This window comes from Virgibacillus salexigens (assembly GCF_000723585.1).
Lineage (GTDB): Bacteria > Bacillota > Bacilli > Bacillales > Amphibacillaceae > Virgibacillus > Virgibacillus salexigens.
The window spans coordinates 1,400,873-1,419,506 of the sequence record NZ_CCDP010000001.1 but is presented as its reverse complement, the minus strand read 5'-3'; the positions used below and the strand labels follow the sequence as shown (position 1 = coordinate 1,419,506).

Annotated in this window: 17 protein-coding genes; all 17 read right to left on the bottom strand. The window is 37.3% G+C overall.

Annotation, left to right across the window (positions count from 1 at the left end; all coding sequences use genetic code 11):
* Positions 1–9: 9 nt before the first annotated feature.
* The 17 genes from hprK to BN990_RS06255 all read right to left on the bottom strand — a co-directional run bounded on the left by hprK (position 10) and on the right by BN990_RS06255 (position 18,627).
* On the bottom strand, positions 10–945 hold the full coding sequence (gene hprK / locus BN990_RS06335) for an HPr(Ser) kinase/phosphatase (RefSeq protein ID WP_021289069.1): 936 nt from the start codon (positions 943–945) through the stop codon (positions 10–12).
* Positions 946–1,152: 207 nt separating this feature from the next.
* Complete coding sequence (locus BN990_RS06330; RefSeq protein WP_021289070.1) at positions 1,153–1,506, bottom strand: phage holin family protein; 354 nt, start codon at positions 1,504–1,506, stop codon at positions 1,153–1,155.
* Between the two features lie 2 nt (positions 1,507–1,508).
* A complete protein-coding gene (locus BN990_RS06325; protein ID WP_021289071.1) occupies positions 1,509–1,703 on the bottom strand; it encodes a PspC domain-containing protein in 195 nt (64 codons plus the stop codon).
* Between the two features lie 114 nt (positions 1,704–1,817).
* Entirely contained in the window at positions 1,818–2,489 is a 672-nt protein-coding gene (gene bshB2, locus BN990_RS06320) for a bacillithiol biosynthesis deacetylase BshB2 (RefSeq protein ID WP_031334975.1), read from the bottom strand.
* Positions 2,490–2,519: 30 nt separating this feature from the next.
* Entirely contained in the window at positions 2,520–2,873 is a 354-nt protein-coding gene (locus BN990_RS06315; RefSeq protein ID WP_021289073.1) for a YojF family protein, read from the bottom strand.
* A gap of 167 nt (positions 2,874–3,040) precedes the next feature.
* Positions 3,041–5,917, bottom strand: coding sequence for an excinuclease ABC subunit UvrA (gene uvrA / locus BN990_RS06310; RefSeq protein WP_021289074.1), 2,877 nt, complete (start codon positions 5,915–5,917; stop codon positions 3,041–3,043).
* 4 nt (positions 5,918–5,921) lie between these two features.
* Positions 5,922–7,907, bottom strand: coding sequence for an excinuclease ABC subunit UvrB (gene uvrB / locus BN990_RS06305; protein ID WP_021289075.1), 1,986 nt, complete (start codon positions 7,905–7,907; stop codon positions 5,922–5,924).
* 182 nt (positions 7,908–8,089) lie between these two features.
* Positions 8,090–9,193 carry an MGDG synthase family glycosyltransferase gene (locus BN990_RS06300; RefSeq protein ID WP_021289076.1) on the bottom strand — a complete coding sequence of 368 codons (1,104 nt, stop codon included), beginning with the start codon at positions 9,191–9,193 and terminating at the stop codon, positions 8,090–8,092.
* Between the two features lie 24 nt (positions 9,194–9,217).
* Positions 9,218–9,769, bottom strand: a complete 552-nt coding sequence (locus tag BN990_RS06295; protein ID WP_021289077.1) for a YkoP family protein — start codon at positions 9,767–9,769, stop codon at positions 9,218–9,220.
* A gap of 91 nt (positions 9,770–9,860) precedes the next feature.
* A complete protein-coding gene (locus BN990_RS06290) occupies positions 9,861–11,330 on the bottom strand; it encodes an alkaline phosphatase family protein (RefSeq protein WP_021289078.1) in 1,470 nt (489 codons plus the stop codon).
* A gap of 137 nt (positions 11,331–11,467) precedes the next feature.
* Complete coding sequence (locus BN990_RS06285; RefSeq protein WP_021289079.1) at positions 11,468–12,178, bottom strand: GntR family transcriptional regulator; 711 nt, start codon at positions 12,176–12,178, stop codon at positions 11,468–11,470.
* A gap of 155 nt (positions 12,179–12,333) precedes the next feature.
* Positions 12,334–13,659, bottom strand: coding sequence for a GntT/GntP/DsdX family permease (locus BN990_RS06280; RefSeq protein WP_021289080.1), 1,326 nt, complete (start codon positions 13,657–13,659; stop codon positions 12,334–12,336).
* Positions 13,660–13,748: 89 nt separating this feature from the next.
* Positions 13,749–14,765, bottom strand: coding sequence for a sugar kinase (locus BN990_RS06275; protein WP_031334979.1), 1,017 nt, complete (start codon positions 14,763–14,765; stop codon positions 13,749–13,751).
* Positions 14,758–15,513 carry a 2-dehydro-3-deoxy-phosphogluconate aldolase gene (gene dagF, locus BN990_RS06270; protein WP_038242976.1) on the bottom strand — a complete coding sequence of 252 codons (756 nt, stop codon included), beginning with the start codon at positions 15,511–15,513 and terminating at the stop codon, positions 14,758–14,760. The genes BN990_RS06275 and dagF overlap by 8 nt, the downstream gene beginning before the upstream one ends.
* Positions 15,514–15,515: 2 nt before the next feature.
* Positions 15,516–16,619: a DgaE family pyridoxal phosphate-dependent ammonia lyase gene (locus BN990_RS06265; protein WP_038242975.1), complete on the bottom strand. Its 1,104-nt coding sequence runs from the start codon at positions 16,617–16,619 to the stop codon at positions 15,516–15,518.
* Positions 16,597–17,697, bottom strand: a complete 1,101-nt coding sequence (locus BN990_RS06260) for an amidohydrolase/deacetylase family metallohydrolase (RefSeq protein WP_021289084.1) — start codon at positions 17,695–17,697, stop codon at positions 16,597–16,599. The genes BN990_RS06265 and BN990_RS06260 overlap by 23 nt, the downstream gene beginning before the upstream one ends.
* 342 nt (positions 17,698–18,039) lie before the next feature.
* A complete protein-coding gene (locus BN990_RS06255) occupies positions 18,040–18,627 on the bottom strand; it encodes a DUF624 domain-containing protein (protein ID WP_021289085.1) in 588 nt (195 codons plus the stop codon).
* Between the last annotated feature and the right edge of the window lie 7 nt (positions 18,628–18,634).

The following is an 18,634-nucleotide window of genomic DNA, read 5'->3' as shown; positions in this document are numbered from 1 at the left end:
ATGTACCTCCTATACTTTATCTTCATTTTCCTGATCAATCATATTCGTTAAACGCTCGGAGAATTCTTCTGCTGCATTAACTCCCATTCGTTTTAAACGAAAATTCATCGCAGCTACTTCAATAATGACTGCTAAGTTGCGTCCAGGTCGCACTGGAATTGTAGCTTTTGGTAATTCTACATCCATAATCTTCATTTTATCTTCATCAAGGCCCAACCGATCATATTGTTTCTTTTGATCCCAGATCTCTAAGTTAATAATTAAGGAGATTTTTTTATTACTACGTACGGAACCCGCTCCAAAAAGTGTCATCACATTAATAATTCCAAGACCTCTTATTTCTAATAAATGTTCAATTAATGGAGGAGGATTACCAATTAGGCTGTCGTAGTCCTCCTGTCTGATTTCGACACTATCATCTGCTACTAGACGATGACCTCTTTTCACTAATTCAAGCGCAGTTTCACTCTTACCAACACCACTTTGTCCCATTATGAGTACACCGACCCCGTAAATATCCACAAGTACACCATGAATCGCAGTAAAAGGAGCAAATTTTGCTTCTAGATAGTTCGTCAAACGACTAATCACTCGTGTTGTTTTTCTTGGTGAATGAAGAATCGGCACACCAGATTCATTTGCTGCATCTATCATTACTTGGGGAATTTCCATATTTCGTGTAACGACAATACCTGGCGTAATATCCGTACATAAGTGATCGACTCGGTCCAGCATTTCTCTCTCGGTCAAATCTAAGAAATAAGCCATTTCCGTTCGACCAATGAGTTGCAGACGTTCTTTCGGATAATACTTAAAATACCCTGTCATTTCAATACCAGGTCTTGATATATCACTTGTCGTAATCTCTCTATGTAATCCATCTTCACCAGCTACAAGTGTTAGATTAAAATTATCTAATAAATCCTTGGTGCGTACGGTTGACATTTGTTTATCCTCCTTGTAGTAAGCATAACCATACTACCTTTTATAAAAACCAGCCTTATTAAGGTGAATTTTCTGATTGTGACATCGATATGTCATTGAAATGCTACCTGCTTTGTACATACGGTTATGAACTTGTCCTAAAAGGGGACAAGTTTTCTTCATTGTAGCATATCCCAATAAAAAATCGTAGGCAAATTGCCCACGATCTTACCTCACGGAATCTCTCACCAAACGATTTAAAAGTAAGTTTATCACCGAAATAATAATAGCAGCGATAATGGCCGTCCCAAATCCATCTATTACGAATGAATGATCCATTAGCGCTTGTGTGATCATTAATGTAACCGCGTTTATAATAAAAAGAAATAAACCTAGTGATATAACAGTAATTGGTAGGGTTAATATAACCAAAATTGGCTTAACAATAATATTTAAAATAGCTAAAATGAAACTCGCTAACAATGCAGTCACAAATCCATCCATGTGGAAGGATTCGAATAATTGCGCAACCGCAATAAGCGCAACTGCATTTAAAAGAATGGAGACTAGCCATTGTAACATCGTTAGTGAATCTCTCTTTCATTTGGAATAATAAAAATAGCCACTAAGTAAACCAAAGCAAAGGTAAATGCACTCATAAATAATAGAACAACGAATACAAGCCTTAATATGGTCGCATCGATATTAAAATACTCAGCTAATCCCCCAAGTACCCCAGCTATCATCCGCTGCGTGTTGGAACGATATAATTTTTTCATACAATATCCTCCTTTAATCATTATGAATAGTAACCTTTTCTTGTTATCTTTAAACATTATACGAATTAAAGGGGCAAAAGGTTTTCGTTTTCTTCTTCACTTTTATTCATACGGTTAGTTATCAAAGTTCCACGTATAAAACGTTTCTGTTCCAAATTGTTCTTTCGCTTGTTGTAGAACGTCATTACCAAGTTTTTTATAGTCTTTTAATTGACCAATAATCCCACCAGCTTGGGAATCATGACATAATATGGCTTCCATTTTCTTCTCAAATAGATCAAGCACATCATTTACGACATCCGGCTCACCAAGATCATCTTTAAATCCACGTGCAAATGCTTGCGTCCAGACAACCGGACGTTTTTCTACTTCCATTAATTCAACTGCTTTGATAGCTGCTGCACCTAATGCATTGTGATCTGGATGTACAGCATATCCCGGATAATGTGTAATTACCAGACTCGGTTCAATCTCATCTAATATTCCTTTTAAATGTTTAGCAATCTCCATGCGATCTTCAAATTCAATGGTTTTATCACGGTATCCAAGCATTTGTAACTTCATATCAAGCACCTGGCAAGCATTTTGTAATTCTTGTTTTCGAATTAACGGTAATGTTTCACGATTTGCAAATGGGGGCGTTCCCATATTTCGTCCCATTTCTCCCAATGTTCCACATAAGTATGTTACCGGTATGCCTTGACTACGAAAGTTTGCGATTGAACCCGCTGATCCAAAAGACTCGTCATCTGGATGCGGTAAAATAACAACAACATGTTTCTCCACGCTCATCACCTATCTCTCCTTCTCATTTTCTTAATAATCAAATGGGGTTTCACTAATTTGTAGTGCAACCATTAACTTGCCATCACGATCATGGCCAGCAAGTAATAATTTTGACTCCTCATGAATCACCCAATCCGTTAGTCCCTCGGCATAAATCCAGCCATTATCTGTTTTTAAGCCAACACGATGTGCGTTACCATCACCGACAATTTTCGCTTGTTGAAAGGTAATTTGTACATTTCTAACGTAGGCCCCAACATTATAGGCTTTATCATCAAAGTGACTTGCGTAAGCTCCGTTCGTCGTTTCAACATGTATATAGACTTGCTTATTTGTAAACGCATCTAACCAGTTTTGTACGTTTTCCATTTCGATTGGTTTCATTTCATGTCCTCCCAATTTACACTCTTCTTTTAGCTTATCGAAAGAACTGAAAACCGTCAAAAGATTGAACCATGATGACATTAACATGGGTTTGAACCTTCAACCTGTTTCACACTATAAAAAATAAGTGTAGAAAAACAAATAAGTTTTTCTACACGCTGTTTCTTTTATTTAGAGGCTACTTTTTCTTTGGACTCCATCGTTTCTTTCATCCGCTGTTGGTCACGCTCTAATACCGGCTTTAAATAGTTACCGGTATAGGATGCTTCTTCTTTTGCAATTTGTTCAGGAGTGCCAGAGGCAATGATTTGTCCACCGCGGGCCCCTCCCTCAGGTCCTAGATCAATTAAATGATCGGCTGTTTTTATAACATCTAAATTATGCTCAATGATTAATACACTATCTCCATTGTCAACCAGTCGATGTAATACCCTGAGTAATCGATCAATATCATCTGCATGTAAACCAGTCGTTGGCTCGTCTAAAATATAAAATGACTTCCCGTTCGACCTGCGATGCAGCTCGCTAGCTAATTTCACTCGTTGCGCTTCCCCACCTGATAACGTAGTGGCAGGTTGACCAAGTTTAACATAACCTAATCCTACATCGTAGATTGTCTGCAGTTTACGTTTAATTTTAGGGATATTTGCAAAGAATTCTAGCGCTTCTTCCACTGTTAACTCTAATACTTCTGAAATGTTTTTTCCCTTATATTTTACTTCCAATGTTTCTCGATTATAACGACTGCCATGGCATACCTCACAAGGTACATATACATCAGGAAGGAAATGCATCCCAATCTTTATAATGCCATCTCCACGACAAGCTTCACAACGGCCGCCTTTCACATTAAAACTGAAACGTCCTTTTTTGTAACCACGAACCTTTGCTTCATTTGTTTGAGCAAATACATCTCGAATATCATCAAATACGCCTGTATATGTTGCTGGATTAGATCTTGGAGTTCTTCCAATTGGCGATTGATCAATATCAATGACTTTATCAATATTCTCTATCCCTTTGATTTTCTTATGTTTTCCAGGCTTAACCTTCGCACGATGCAATTCTTTGGCTAATGACTTGTATAATACTTCATTGACGAGTGTACTTTTTCCAGACCCAGATACGCCTGTTACAACAGTCATTAAGCCGATCGGAAATTTCGCTGTAACTTTCTGCAAATTATTTTCCTCTGCTCCGACTACTTCAATCGCACGCTTATCTTTTTTTCGGCGCTTGGTAGGTAAAGGAATAAATTTCTCACCAGCTAAATACTGACCAGTTAAGGATTGCTTCTGTTTCATTACGTTTTCTGGTGTGCCGCTAGCAACAATCTCTCCACCATGCTCACCAGCACCTGGCCCAATATCTATTAGCCAATCGGCTGCTAGCATCGTATCCTCGTCATGTTCTACCACGATCAACGTATTATCTAAATCACGCATTCGCTTCAATGATGCAATTAATCGATCATTATCACGCTGATGTAAACCAATCGAGGGTTCATCTAACACATACAAGACTCCTGTTAATGCAGAACCTATTTGAGTCGCTAACCGTATACGCTGTGCTTCACCACCCGATAAAGTTCCTGATGCACGTGACAATGTTAAATAATCCAATCCTACATTATTCAAGAAATCCAAGCGATTATCGATTTCCTTTAAAATCATTTTAGCTATTTTAGCTTCCTTCTCAGAAAAGTCTACCGTATTAAAAAACTGTTTTGCTTCTACAATCGAATTATCTGTTACTTGACTAATATGCTTTCCATTGATAAGTACAGCTAGTGCACCTTCTTTTAAACGGTGTCCTTTACATGTCGGACAATTTTTTTGTGACATATATTTTTCTAGTGTTTCACGAATGAAATCAGAAGAGGTCTCTCGGTATCTCCGTTCGACATTATTGATAACTCCTTCAAATACAACATGACTATCACGAACACTACCAAAATCATTCACATAATGAAAATGTATTTTTTCCTTTCCACTTCCATATAAGATTTTTTCCATTTTCTCTTTCGGTATATCCTTCACAGCCTTATTCATATCAATATCATAATGTTCACAAACACTCTTCAAAAGCTGTGGATAATATTGGGAGCTAATTGGCTCCCATGGAGCAATAGCATGTTCTGTTAATGATTTCGTCCAATCGGGAATAATTAAATCTAAATCTACTTCTAAATTGGTACCTAATCCATCACAAGTCGGACATGCACCGAATGGGCTGTTAAACGAAAACAACCGCGGCTCCAATTCTCCAATTGAAAAACCACAAATAGGACATGCATGGTTCTCACTAAAGGTTATTTCTTCATCTCCTATGATATCAACAATGATATTCCCTTCTCCTAAAGACAAGGCTGTTTCAATGGAGTCACTGAGGCGGCCTGCTATCCCCTCTTTTACAACAATTCGATCGATGACTACTTCAATGGAATGTTTTTTATTCTTTTCTAATCTTATATCTTCCGTAACTTCACGCATTTCCTTATCAACACGAATCCGAACATACCCTTCTTGCTTCAATCTTTCGAATACCTTTACATGTTCTCCCTTTCTCCCTGAAACAACTGGAGCAAGGATTTGCATTTTTGTCCGTTCCGGGTATTCCATAATTCGATCAACCATTTGCTGAACCGTCTGTGAAGATATTTCAATGCCATGTTTAGGACAAGTCGGATGCCCGACCCTTGCGTAAAGCAAGCGCAAATAATCATATATTTCCGTAACGGTCCCTACAGTTGATCTAGGGTTTTTACTAGTTGTTTTTTGGTCAATTGAAATTGCAGGTGACAACCCGTCAATGGCATCAACATCTGGCTTATCCATTTGGCCAAGGAATTGTCTTGCATACGCAGAAAGAGATTCTACATATCTCCGTTGTCCCTCTGCATAGATCGTATCAAATGCTAACGAAGATTTCCCTGAACCGGAAAGACCTGTGAGTACAACTAATTTATTTTTAGGAATTGTAACATCGACATTCTTTAAATTATGAGCCCTGGCACCTTGAATATTAATTGATTTACTAGGCATTTCATCACCTTCCTGCTTTTAGTTCAAGTAGAATATCACGAAGCTCTGCAGCCTTTTCGAAATCTAGAGCTTTTGCAGCGTCTTTCATTTCTTTTTCCATTTGTTCGATTACCTTATCTTTATCTTCAGATGCTAACTTACTAATACTTTTGGTTTTTCCATCATCATAGTCTGCCTGCTCTTCTGCAGCAACGGTTGCTTTTATAACATCACGAACATCTTTTTTAATCGTCATTGGTGTAATATCATGCGCTTCATTATAGGCCATTTGTTTCTGACGACGGCGGTTGGTTTCTTCTATTGCTATTTGCATCGAGTTCGTTATTTTATCAGCATACATAATAACCATCCCATTTTCATTACGAGCTGCGCGTCCCATCGTTTGAATAAGAGAGCGCTCAGAACGTAAAAATCCTTCCTTGTCTGCATCTAAGATAGTTACAAGTGATACTTCCGGAATATCCAGGCCTTCCCTAAGTAAATTAATCCCAACAAGAACATCGTATTTACCAACCCTTAGATCTCGAATTACTTCTATTCGCTCTAATGTTTTTATTTCAGAATGTAGATAAGCAACTTTAATGCCGATCTCTTTCAAATAATCCGTAAGGTCCTCTGACATTTTTTTCGTTAACGTCGTCACAAGAACACGTTCATTTCGTTTGGTACGGTTATTAATTTCTCCGATTAAATCATCAATTTGTCCTTCTATTGGACGCACATCTACAACTGGATCTAATAATCCAGTTGGTCTGATAATTTGTTCTGTCATCTCTGGTGAATGCTCTTCTTCATATGGACCAGGCGTAGCAGATACATAGACAAGCTGATTGGTAGCTTTCTCAAATTCTTCAAATTTCAATGGCCGATTGTCCAATGCAGAAGGGAGTCTAAATCCGTGATCTACTAAAACTTGTTTTCTTGCTTGGTCACCATTATACATTCCACGAATTTGCGGTAAGGTAACATGTGATTCATCAACAACCACTAAATAATCTTCAGGGAAGAAATCAAGTAAGGTATAAGGTGTTGCTCCGCTTTCACGAAGCGTCAAATGGCGTGAATAATTCTCAATCCCTGAACAAAAACCCATTTCATTCATCATTTCCAGATCATAATGTGTACGTTGTTCCAACCGCTGCGCTTCCAATAATTTATCTTGTTCTCGTAATTCCTTTAACCGTTCCTCTAATTCCTGCTCGATATTTTTAATGGCTACTTTCATCTTTTCTTCTCTTGTAACGAAGTGAGAAGCAGGGAAGATTGCAATATGTTCCCGATCGCCAATAATTTCCCCAGTCAAGGCATCGACTTCACGAATTCTGTCAATTTCATCTCCAAAGAATTCGATACGAATACAATGCTCTTCCTTTGAGGCAGGGATTACTTCAACAGAATCGCCACGTACCCGAAACGTACCACGTTGGAAGTTAATGTCATTTCGCGCATATTGAATATCAACAAGTTCACGCAAAAGTTGATCTCTATCTTTTTCCATGCCTGTACGTATGGATAGAACCTGACTCTTATATTCTTCTGGAGAACCTAACCCGTATATACAAGATACACTCGCAACAATTAATACATCATTCCGTTCAAAAAGCGCTGAGGTTGCGGAGTGTCGTAATTTATCTATCTCATCATTAATACTTGCGTCTTTTTCTATAAATGTGTCTGTAGAAGGGACATAAGCCTCTGGCTGATAATAATCATAATAGCTGACAAAGTATTCGACAGCATTATTAGGAAAGAATTCTTTAAATTCACTATATAGTTGCCCAGCTAATGTTTTATTGTGGGCAATCACTAAAGTTGGTCGATTTATTTCTTTAACAACATTAGACATTGTAAATGTTTTTCCAGTGCCTGTTGCTCCCAATAATGTTTGATGACGCTGACCAGCCTTTACTTTCTCGACTATCTCTTTAATTGCATTTGGCTGATCGCCACGTGGTTCATAACTTGCCACCAGTTCAAACTTATTTTCCACTAGAAACTCCTCCGATCCTAATAACTACAACTATAATATCACACTTTCCATACATTTTAACACAAAAACGAACAGATATTCGATTATTTTGCTTTTCCTTCTTCTTCTAGCATTCCCTTAACACGAAATCAGGAACCATTCTATTCTAATAAAAAATCATTAGCATAGGATTGCCAATGATTTTAACTGTTCATGATTCGTTGTATTAGTTCTCCAATTGTTTGGTTTATTCGTTCTTCATCGTACCTTTTTAATTGATTCATAAAATAGCTATCATTACCTTCCATAAAATAACGATTTATTTGTGTTTCAAGTGCTTCTTCACCTAATTGATGTATTAAACCTAATTGAGATAATTCCTGCACATTTATTTTTTCTTGGCCAGGTAATGCATTGTAAATAAAGATCGGCTTCTTTTTTATTAAACATTCGCTAATTGTTACCCCGCCGGGTTTCGTGATGACAGCGTCTACCTTTTGATAAAGCTCATTCATTTCTTGCTTTGATTCGATATATGGAATAGGAGTGATCATCGGTAGTTGCTTTTGTAATAAATGTTGATATAATTGGCGATTCTGCCCACACAAAATATATAGATGCCATTGTGTAGGCAAATTACCAGAAGATAATAACTCATTCATTCTCCCCGTTCCAAGGCTGCCTCCTGTAACAAGGAGGGATTGACGAAATGCTGTCTGTACTCTGCTTTGACGGAAGACGGGATGAACTGGTATACCAGTTACAAAAATAGCATCTTCTCTAACTCCTAAACGAATCAAGAAATCCCTTACGGATACGGAGGGAACAAAATGAAAATCAATTCCATTAATCCCCCATAATCGATTAATAAAAAAATCAGTGTACACATTCACCGTAATGGCTGACAACTTTTTCTTTTGTTTTAATACACTAGCCATATTAGAGGGTAAAGCATGGGTAAAAAATAAAATTTCAGGATTTGTATCCTTTATTAGTTTATCTAAGAATGGTCGAAATAAGAGTTCGTAATGAAAATGACGGGTACGCTTTGTTGCCTTTTTAAATGCTAGTTGTTGATATAATCGATCATAAGAATCAGGAAAGTACTTTATCCAATTTGTATAAATGGAGGAAACAACTGCCTCTAGATTTCCATAGCTATAGGCTAATAAATCCAATTTAATCGATCTTTTTTGAGGATAAACCTGGTTATATTCTGTCATGAGCGTATCAGCTACATGATGATGTCCACTTGGAATTTGCAAAAAGGGAAGAAATAACGCTTCTGTATCTGATAATCGATTCATAATAAACTCCACCCAATAGACAAATTACTTCGTATTTGTCCCGTATTTGTTCAATAATTTATTTTTTGACATAAATAGATAAACAGGTTCTATACCTTTGTTGGAAGCTAATAGGTTTATTGGTAATAAGGTTGCTTTTTTATACATCCGATAATAACGATTGCATAGAGCTGATTTTTCAAATCCAAGTCTTTCTGCTCCCCGACATAAACTTGTTATCCCAATGATTCCTTTTATTTGTCTGCTGCTTGGATGGCTTTGTAAAAACATGGCTAAATTTGGCATCGCTTGTTTTATGCTATGATAAATGAAAACAGCTCGTTTCATTTCGTTTGGAATGGTGCTCAATTCCTTAATCAATTTTACATTATGAAGATGGATTTTTACTAACACATCATTTTTTTCGATGATGGTACCATCTGATAGTACAATTCTCGCTCCTTTATACTTTGTAAGGCGTACACGTAGAAGGGTTTTTTGCTGATTCGTATCCGCAACATACCTTAAACGTGTACATGCAAAATAAATTGGATCAACACTTCCCCAGAACCCTAATAAATACTCTCTCATTGGCATTTTACTCCACTCCAAAATATCACTTTTTATTATTTTGGATGAATTTATTAATAATATAAAAGGAAGTTTTTGGCTTCCTAATGGTCCACACCTACTTTCCTTTTCCCTTATACTGTTCAACCAATGCAATAATAAAAGATTTCATATCAACAATTCGAGAGAAACGTGGCTTCATCTTTGTACCGGCAATGATGAGTGGTACAAGCGATTCTTGTTTATGCAATGATCCATGTGCAGCTCCACTTAGGTGAAATGGTGTAGATTGCGCTTTAAATTCACAACCAGGTTTCGCATTTACGACAATACAATTTGCTTGTTGCGAAAACAAAGCTCCATATAAACGAGCAAGCGCATCAGGAAAATCCCCATATTGCAGCTTATTCCCTTGCCATGATATATCTAACAGGTCAAGCCTCCCTTCTAAACTCCAAAATTGACCATAAACATCTTGATCTTCTCCATTTGGATGAAAGGTTAATCTTCCTTTATTCATGCCTGATTCTACATAGACAGACCCTTTTTCCTTCCATGCGATAACATCAATTCGATGATCATGTTTTAATTGTTTAATAATCGCATGTGTCTGCACCTTATCATCTAATTTATAAATATAAGCCATGCGTTGATTAACACAAAAAGCCAGTTGGTCTTTCTTTTGTATGGAACGCTGAATTTTAGCGATGCGGTACTTGGTCAAAACCTTTCGTAAATCAATTACCACATCTTTATATTTAATCCCTGTTGCAGAATGGCCATTATCGCCAATAACAATCCAAATAGATTGTTTAATTGCCTCATTCCAATCCGAGTACATGTTTAAGATTTTTTGGATTTGACGATCCACCTTAACTATGCCTTTGATATCCATCGGTCCTTTAAAATGTAATCGTGCATCCATATCTTGAAAGATACAAAAAGTAAACGCTGGTAATTTATTTTTTCGTATTAAGTAACGAAGTTCTCTAGCGGTATATTTAAGATTACCAGCAGCGATCTGTGGGGTAAAACCCGTAGGTCGGATCTTGGAAAATGTCCCTAAAGAAAAAAGCGAGGTAGCTTGGGTGGACCATTCTCCGTTTTTAAAATATGTAAAGGCGCTTAGAAATCGAGGTGTTTTTAATCGATGTGGGACATTCCCCCTGTAGACAAACGAATTAATGGAACCAGAGGATATCCCCTCTTTAGCTAACTCTTCATAAATCGTACTTACATGATGACTTAAATGTTCATTATTCAAAGCATATAACATTTGATGTATCGACCTTCGCATGCCTAAGCGAAATGTCTCACGAAACCCTGTCCCATAATTAACAAACTGGTTTTTCTCCATATCGAACCAACTTAACCCAGGTATATGATGCTGATCAGCATACGTTCCGGTTAATAAACTACTATCAATCGTTACAGACATCGTAGGAAATGAACTAACCATTGCCGGATCATACAAGCCATTTTCCATTAAAAATTGAAGTGCTGGAGCACGACCAGTTTGAACGGCAAGTTCCAGGGGATGAGCCATTAATGAATCAATATTTAATAAAATAATAGGTTTTTTCTCCATGTTCTTCCACCCTTACACAGTTAATAACGCGCTTGTCCTTTGTTAATATGAACAACGCAGACGTTAATATACATGGACAATTTCACTCTATACAAAATGAAAAAAACCCCATTAAATAATAGGGTTTATCCTGTCAATCAAACATTATACTGCACCACATATCGATGGATTTCTGTTTGATAATAAGCTGTTGAATATTCGACTAACGTTTCATCTATATTATAGGAATACCTCATTCTTTTTAGTAATGGTTTTTGATCGACCATTAATTTAGATGCTACTTTATCAGAAGGAATTTCTACATCGAATTCATCGTTAAAACGATTCATAACTAACCCCTTCTCATAAAGTAATTCATAGAGTGAACCTTGAAATACTTCTAAATCTAAGGCTAAATGAGCAGTTATCGGAAAATAGTGAGTTAAATAAATATACGGCTGGTCATTTAACAAATATAGACGTTCTAAACAATAACATGCTTCTCCCATATGCTGTTGAAGAAATGGATTATCCTTCGTACGTACAGTAGAAATATTTATAGCTTCTTTTTTTAAATCAAATCCTTCCTTTATTAACAACTCTGAAAAATTCTGCCCTCTTGAAAGTTTCGGGGCAACTTTATTATCAATAACCTTGGTACCTATACCACTTCTTTTCTCTACATATCCTTCATTGGCTAACTGTTCAACAGCTTTGCGAATGGTTATTTTGCTTACAGAAAATTCTTGCTCAAGTACAGGCTCAGAAGGAATTAATTCATTTTTCGGATAATAGCCGCTAATAATTCTCTCCTTTAAAATATCTTTCACCTGAAAATATAAAGGTCCTTTTTTAGATGTTAGCTTCATAAAATCATCCCTTATCAGACTTCTTATCGCTTCTACCACAGATCTATTTTACTATAAATAATCGTTTTAACAAGAAAGATAAGCCTGATTCTTCGTATGTATGCGTGACAAGGCATCACTACGAGCTTGTGAGCCTTGCCATATTGGAATACCACTTAAATGAATATATCAATAATTAAAACCAATCCAAAAGCAATAAACGATAATAACGTTTCCAGGACTGTCCAGGTTTTAAAAGTCTCTTTTACTGTTAATCCAAGGTACTCTTTTACTAACCAAAAGCCGGCATCATTTACATGAGACAGCATAAGTGAGCCTGCTCCGGTTGCTATAACTAGTAATTCTAAATTAACACCTGACATATTTGCAATAACAGGCGATACAATTCCTGCAGCAGTAGTAAGTGCTACGGTTGCTGAACCGGTAGCTACTCGAATTAATCCTGCAACTACAAAAGCTAATACAATTGGAGATAGAGAAAAGTGCTGTGCCATTTGAGCAATCGTCTCCCCAACGCCACTTTCAATCAGAATTTCTTTAAATCCACCACCTGCGCCAATAATTAATATAATGGAACCAATAGGCAGTATGCATTCATCTGTTAATTTCTTGATTAACTGCTTATCCATCCCTTGTCGAAAACCAAGCAAATAATATGCTGCAAAGCAGGCAAGTAACAGTGCTATTACAGGACTTCCAATAAACACTAGAAATTCTGTAAATACGTCAGGTAATTCCAAGTAAGGTGCAAAAACAGATAGCAAGATTAATAGAATCGGCATTAAAATAATGAAAAATGAAACTCCAATACTAGGTAATTGTTGGGACGGTGATTCTGGACGAACAACGCTTGGCTCCCCTTTTGGAGCAACACGCTTATGTATCCACTTTGCAAAGAGTGGTCCTGCTATAATTGCTGGAGGAAGTGCAATGATGAGTGAATATAAAAGTACACTTCCTAAATTCGCACCATAAATGCTTATTGCGGTCATCGCTCCTGGATGAGGAGGTACGATACCATGTACAATGGATAAACCAGCAATTACTGGCAATCCAATCAACAATATATTTTGATTTGTCTTCTTTCGAATCGCAATGACCAGTGGCAATAATATAACAATTCCTACCTCAAAAAATACAGGTATCCCGATAATAAAACCTGAAAACAGCATCGCCCAGGGCAGTTTTTTCTCCCCAAAGAGTCGCACAAAGTAATTAGCTATTTGTACGCCCGCACCAGAATCCGACATCATCTTTCCTAAAATAGTACCGAAAGCTAGGATTCCGACTAAATGTCCTAATACGCTTCCAACACCCGATTCATAAGCTGTAACAATTGAATCCATGGATAAACCAGACATAATTGCCAAGAACATACTTGCAACGGTTAAACTAATAAATGCATGCCAGTTCCACCATGATACACCCAAAATAACAATGACAATCGAAAGCAATGTAATAATTAACAAATATATATCCATCGAGTTTACCCCTTTGCTGTTAGTCATAAAGTTGTTTCATGTAACATCATAAAGCAATTGAACAAGGCGTCCTAAATGAAGAGGGATGCCTATCTTTTTAAATCCAAAGAAGCGTGATTCATCGCTTGGAAAATGTCATTTTCACTTGCTGTAGGTGTATCTCCCACAACCGTATGAGCGAGCATAGCCGCAACGGTTGCAAACGCAACGGTTTTCTCAGGTGAAAATCCGTTGATTTCTCCATGTAAAATCCCACTTGTGTATGCATCTCCTGCTCCAATTCGATCAAGTACTTGAAAAGATACAGGCTCAGCAAAAGTAAGTGAATTATCCTTATACATAAAACCCTGCAAGGAATGGAAATTTGCACTGTCGATGACGCGATGCGTCCCAGCGATAACTGGAATTTGATACGTTTGTGCAACGATAGGGAGGAGATCGATCAATTGCTCCTTCCGTTCTAGCTTATTTGTCTTTAATTCAAGAATATATTTTGCATCTTGTTCATTCATCATTACCAAGTCAGACAAATGGAGCATTTCCTCATAATGTGATTTCGCTTTTTTATACCCACCTTCTCCCCATAAAGATGGTCGATAATTACAGTCAAATACCACTTTTCCTCCATTTGCTTTCACTGCTTTAGCAAGCGATTTCATTTGACTTCGTACTTGATCATTCATTGCTAAGGTTATCCCGCAAAAATGAATGACATCGATCTCTTCAGCAATCTTCTGAAAATGATAGTTATCCGTTGTCGCTGTATTAAAGCTACTTTCTTGCCGATTACAGTAGGTAACTTGACTAGGACGTACTCCAAATCCATTTTCTAAAAAATACATTCCGAGATTTTCACCATTACGCGATATATACGAAGGTACAATACCTAGTTTTTGAATAAATGACATTGCAGCATCACCTATCGGATTTTTCGGCAATGTAGATATCATGTAACCTGTATGACCAAGGCGTGCTACTGCTGAAGTAACATTGACTCCAGTCCCGGAGAAGGAATAATTCAATGTCCTTCCTTGTGCTAAAGACTCATACCCCGGAACCTGAAGTCGCATCATGACTTCCCCAAATGCTGCAATGTGTTTACTCATCGCTATCAACTAATTTCTTTGTCATTTGGATTAACTCTGCTACATCATCCACCTTTGTCTTCCCTGTAGCCTTGTCAATAATCGATGAATAAACATGAGGGATAATCTTAGGTACGTTTGCTTCTAGAGCGATTTGTAAAAGGCTTTCATAATTTTCTTTATCGATACCACCTGTTGGCTCTAGTGCAAATCCTTCTTCTCCACATGCGTTTGCAACGGCCCGGTACTCTTCTTCATAACGTAAGCCTTTCATCGGGAAATATTTTAATGCATCCCCTCCCATATCACGTACTAGTCCAATTGCTGTCTTAATCGGAACGATTGCTTGTTCATGTTGGGAGGCGCTAATTGGGCCTGTAGAAATATTCACATAACCAACTTTTCCAGTCGGGGAAACCAATGCATTAATCCAACTATCCTCTCCTCCTAGCTTAGCTCGCGTTGCACCAACTGCCGGAAAAACTTGGTTAATATGACTCCCTGGATATTGGCTGGCTATTTCAGCAACAACAGCAGCTTGACGATTATCACCTGCCCCAAGACCAATGGATACCGCCTCATCAATTGCTTTCCCATACTCCTTCATAGCCGCCACGGCTTGTTCAACTGTTTCATAATTTTTTGAAAGCACGCCAATTAATACGTAGCCATACGCAGCTTCAAAAACCTCTTTGGCATTCTCTATATCATCTGCCAAAACATTTAGAGCAACTCTGTCTTTATAGAATCGTTTTTTTATTGTAGACATCTTTATTCTCCTCCAATGATTTCTTTTAATCTTGCAGCTATAATCTGAATATCATCAGCTTGTAGTGGTCGTGGATCAATATCAAAGAAACCTTGTCTTATCCCATAATCACGGGTATAAATTGCAATTTCCCCATTGCGTAATTGATCTACTACATTACTTGCATCTATCTTTGCTAATTCAGGGTTCACTAGTATTCGCGCCCGATAGATATTCCTTCCTGCTTCATCTTGAACAATAGTTACATCTACTCCAGTTAATTCACCTAAAGGAGTTAAAGCTTGCAACATTTCTTTTTCTTGTTCTGAATTATCTTCTTTATTGCCATACTCTTCTAATGCTTGAAGTAAACCAAAAGTTGTTTCCTTACCTACCTTCATGCTTCGCCCGATGCCATGCATTTGAACCTTTAACCAATCAATGTACTTACGCTTCCCTCCGACAATTCCAGAAGTTGGTCCTTCAATTGCTTTTGAACCACTATAGATGGCTAAATCCGAATAGCAAACATATTTTTGTAAATCTCCTTCAGCAGCTGCATCTACAATAAGTGGCACCCGTTTATCCTTTGCTATCTTCCACGTTTCCTCTACAGAGATCATATTTTTTTGTACAGCATGGTGCGATTTCACATAAAGAATAGCTGCCGTACGTTCCGAAACTGCTTCCTCTATATGTACAGCTTTCCCTTCATTTGCGTAGCCTGCCTCTACAAGCTTCCCGCCGCCAAGATAAACCATTGTTTCGATTGGAGCACCATACTGAACGTTATGACCTTTTAAGATAATTACTTCATTTTTACTTAGTTCATCTTGATGCAGTCGTTCACTTTTGCGCTGATTACCTTCTGTAACAAGTGCAGCTACAGAAAGTGCTATCCCACTGGATGCGGAATTCACAACGATCGCAGCTTCCGAACCAAGTATACTAGCTGCATAATCTCCCGCCTTATCTACTAAATCTGCTATTTCTACATAGTTTTGTCCGCCATATTTCATTGCTTCCATAACCGTATCACTTGGAGACGAAACACCAAGTATACTCATACGTCCACTTGCATTAATGACACGTTTCATTCCATACTTAGCATTCAATGATTTCCCCATTAATGATCACTCCTTTAGGTTGAATTTGTTTAGAATAGCTTCGTTGTTCCCCTTCAGAATCAGTTAGTGCTGTCTGTTTATCTTTAATTGTAAATAGCGTTAAATTTGTTCGGTCTCCTACTTTAATTCGACCAAGCTCCGGCTTATCAAGCCAGTTAGCTGCATGAATCGTTACAGCATCAATTACATCTTCTAGTGAATATCCTAAATATAAGAACTTTGTCAGCACATGGGCCATACTGTATACTGGACCATTTACTCGATTACCACGATAAATATCGGTACTTATCGTATTGAATTTTATACCGTGCTGCTTCGCTGCTTCTGCATACTTAAATGAAAAACTAGATGTCCCATGGCCAACGTCTAAATGAACCCCTCGATTCACGGCATCTGTCAAGACCTTTAACGGTTCTCCATTTGCTTGAAATAAATTATTGGATTTACCGTTTAAGAAATGGGTGATAACATCACCTGCTTTTAAACAAGGAATAATATCTTCAACCTTTGGTGGTGCTGAACCAATATGTACCATTAAAGGTAATGCTGTCTTATTCGAAAGTTCTCTTGCGATTTTAAGAGGTTTCATCCCACTTTCTCCTACTACGCTTTTGCTCATTCTAGCCTTCAACCCGATGACAATATCATGATGGGTTTGTGCAGCATGAATGGCCTTTGCTTGATCAATCCAATTCAAATTGGATAGTTCATCTACTCTCGCTAATCCAATACGAGAAACATTTAAAAAAGCAAATAAGTTGGTTTTTGCTTGTCTTTTACTAGCCGCTAAATCTGCTATTCTATCAGCACCACAGCTACCAGCATCAACAATAGTTGTTACTCCTTGTTTAACTCCAATTTGATCAACCTCATCTCCATAAGGATCAAATTCTGGAAAAGCATGAACATGCAGATCAATCCACCCACTAGATATATAGTATCCGGAATAGTCGTATACATTTTCTCCTTGACCATATCCAGCTTTTGCTATATCTATGATTCTTCCTTTTTCTACTACAATGTCGATTATCGTTTCATCAGTACGTTTTACATTACGTACTACAAATCGATCCTTCATCTCCATTCACCTTTTCTAATATTTATCGATTTAAGAAAAGCATATCATGAAATTCTCCATAAGTAAATATAACGTTATAATGTTTGATGAAATTAGATGATTTACATTCTGAACATTGTTCCTACAGTACGACCACAACTAAGTTGGCAAGTCGCTTACCAAAGGAACCCCCACATTTTCACTTAACTGCTATTATACTAGCCAAAACTACGAATCAGCTTATTCTAATACAGATTGTAATCAAATAATTAAAAACCGAACGAAACCGAATAGAAAGGAACAAGTTCGAATTTCGTTCGGTTTTCTCTTAACTGGCATTTTTTTGTCCGACTTCCCGTTATTTCAAAAAATACAATCTGTTTTGCGATCAAACTGTACGATTAAATAGATTGAAAGACTCACTCCAAAAAAGAAAGTCACACCGGGTAATACATATAGTGATAGGATAAGACCTAAGAAAACGATCATATAAATAGCGTTATTTTTGGGATATAATAAAACAAGCATAAACGATTTCTTTATTTGTCCGATTATTTGTCCATTCAAATCAACTTGTCTGAAGAAATGAATCACACTTAACAATAGGAAACCTAACATCCCCAAAACCATCCATTTAAACAGTACATAATCGGGATGAATAATGACTAGATTTGTACTAATTAATAGGACCATTGCTTGCCAAAGCATACCTGCTTTATTCAATGAGAAAAACGATGTCATGTACACATGATGAAATTGCTGAAACAATGCTTTTGTCGTCGAAGTATCCGACTGAAAATCTTTCCAAATATGAAATAAGGCATAGGTGGCTGGGAAAATACCAAAGATGATACACCCGCAAACACTGAAAATTACCCAAAGTAGTTGTAAATATGCAAACCAATATAATTGTTGCAGTATATTCGTATATTTTTCTAAAATGACCCGCATTCATGAC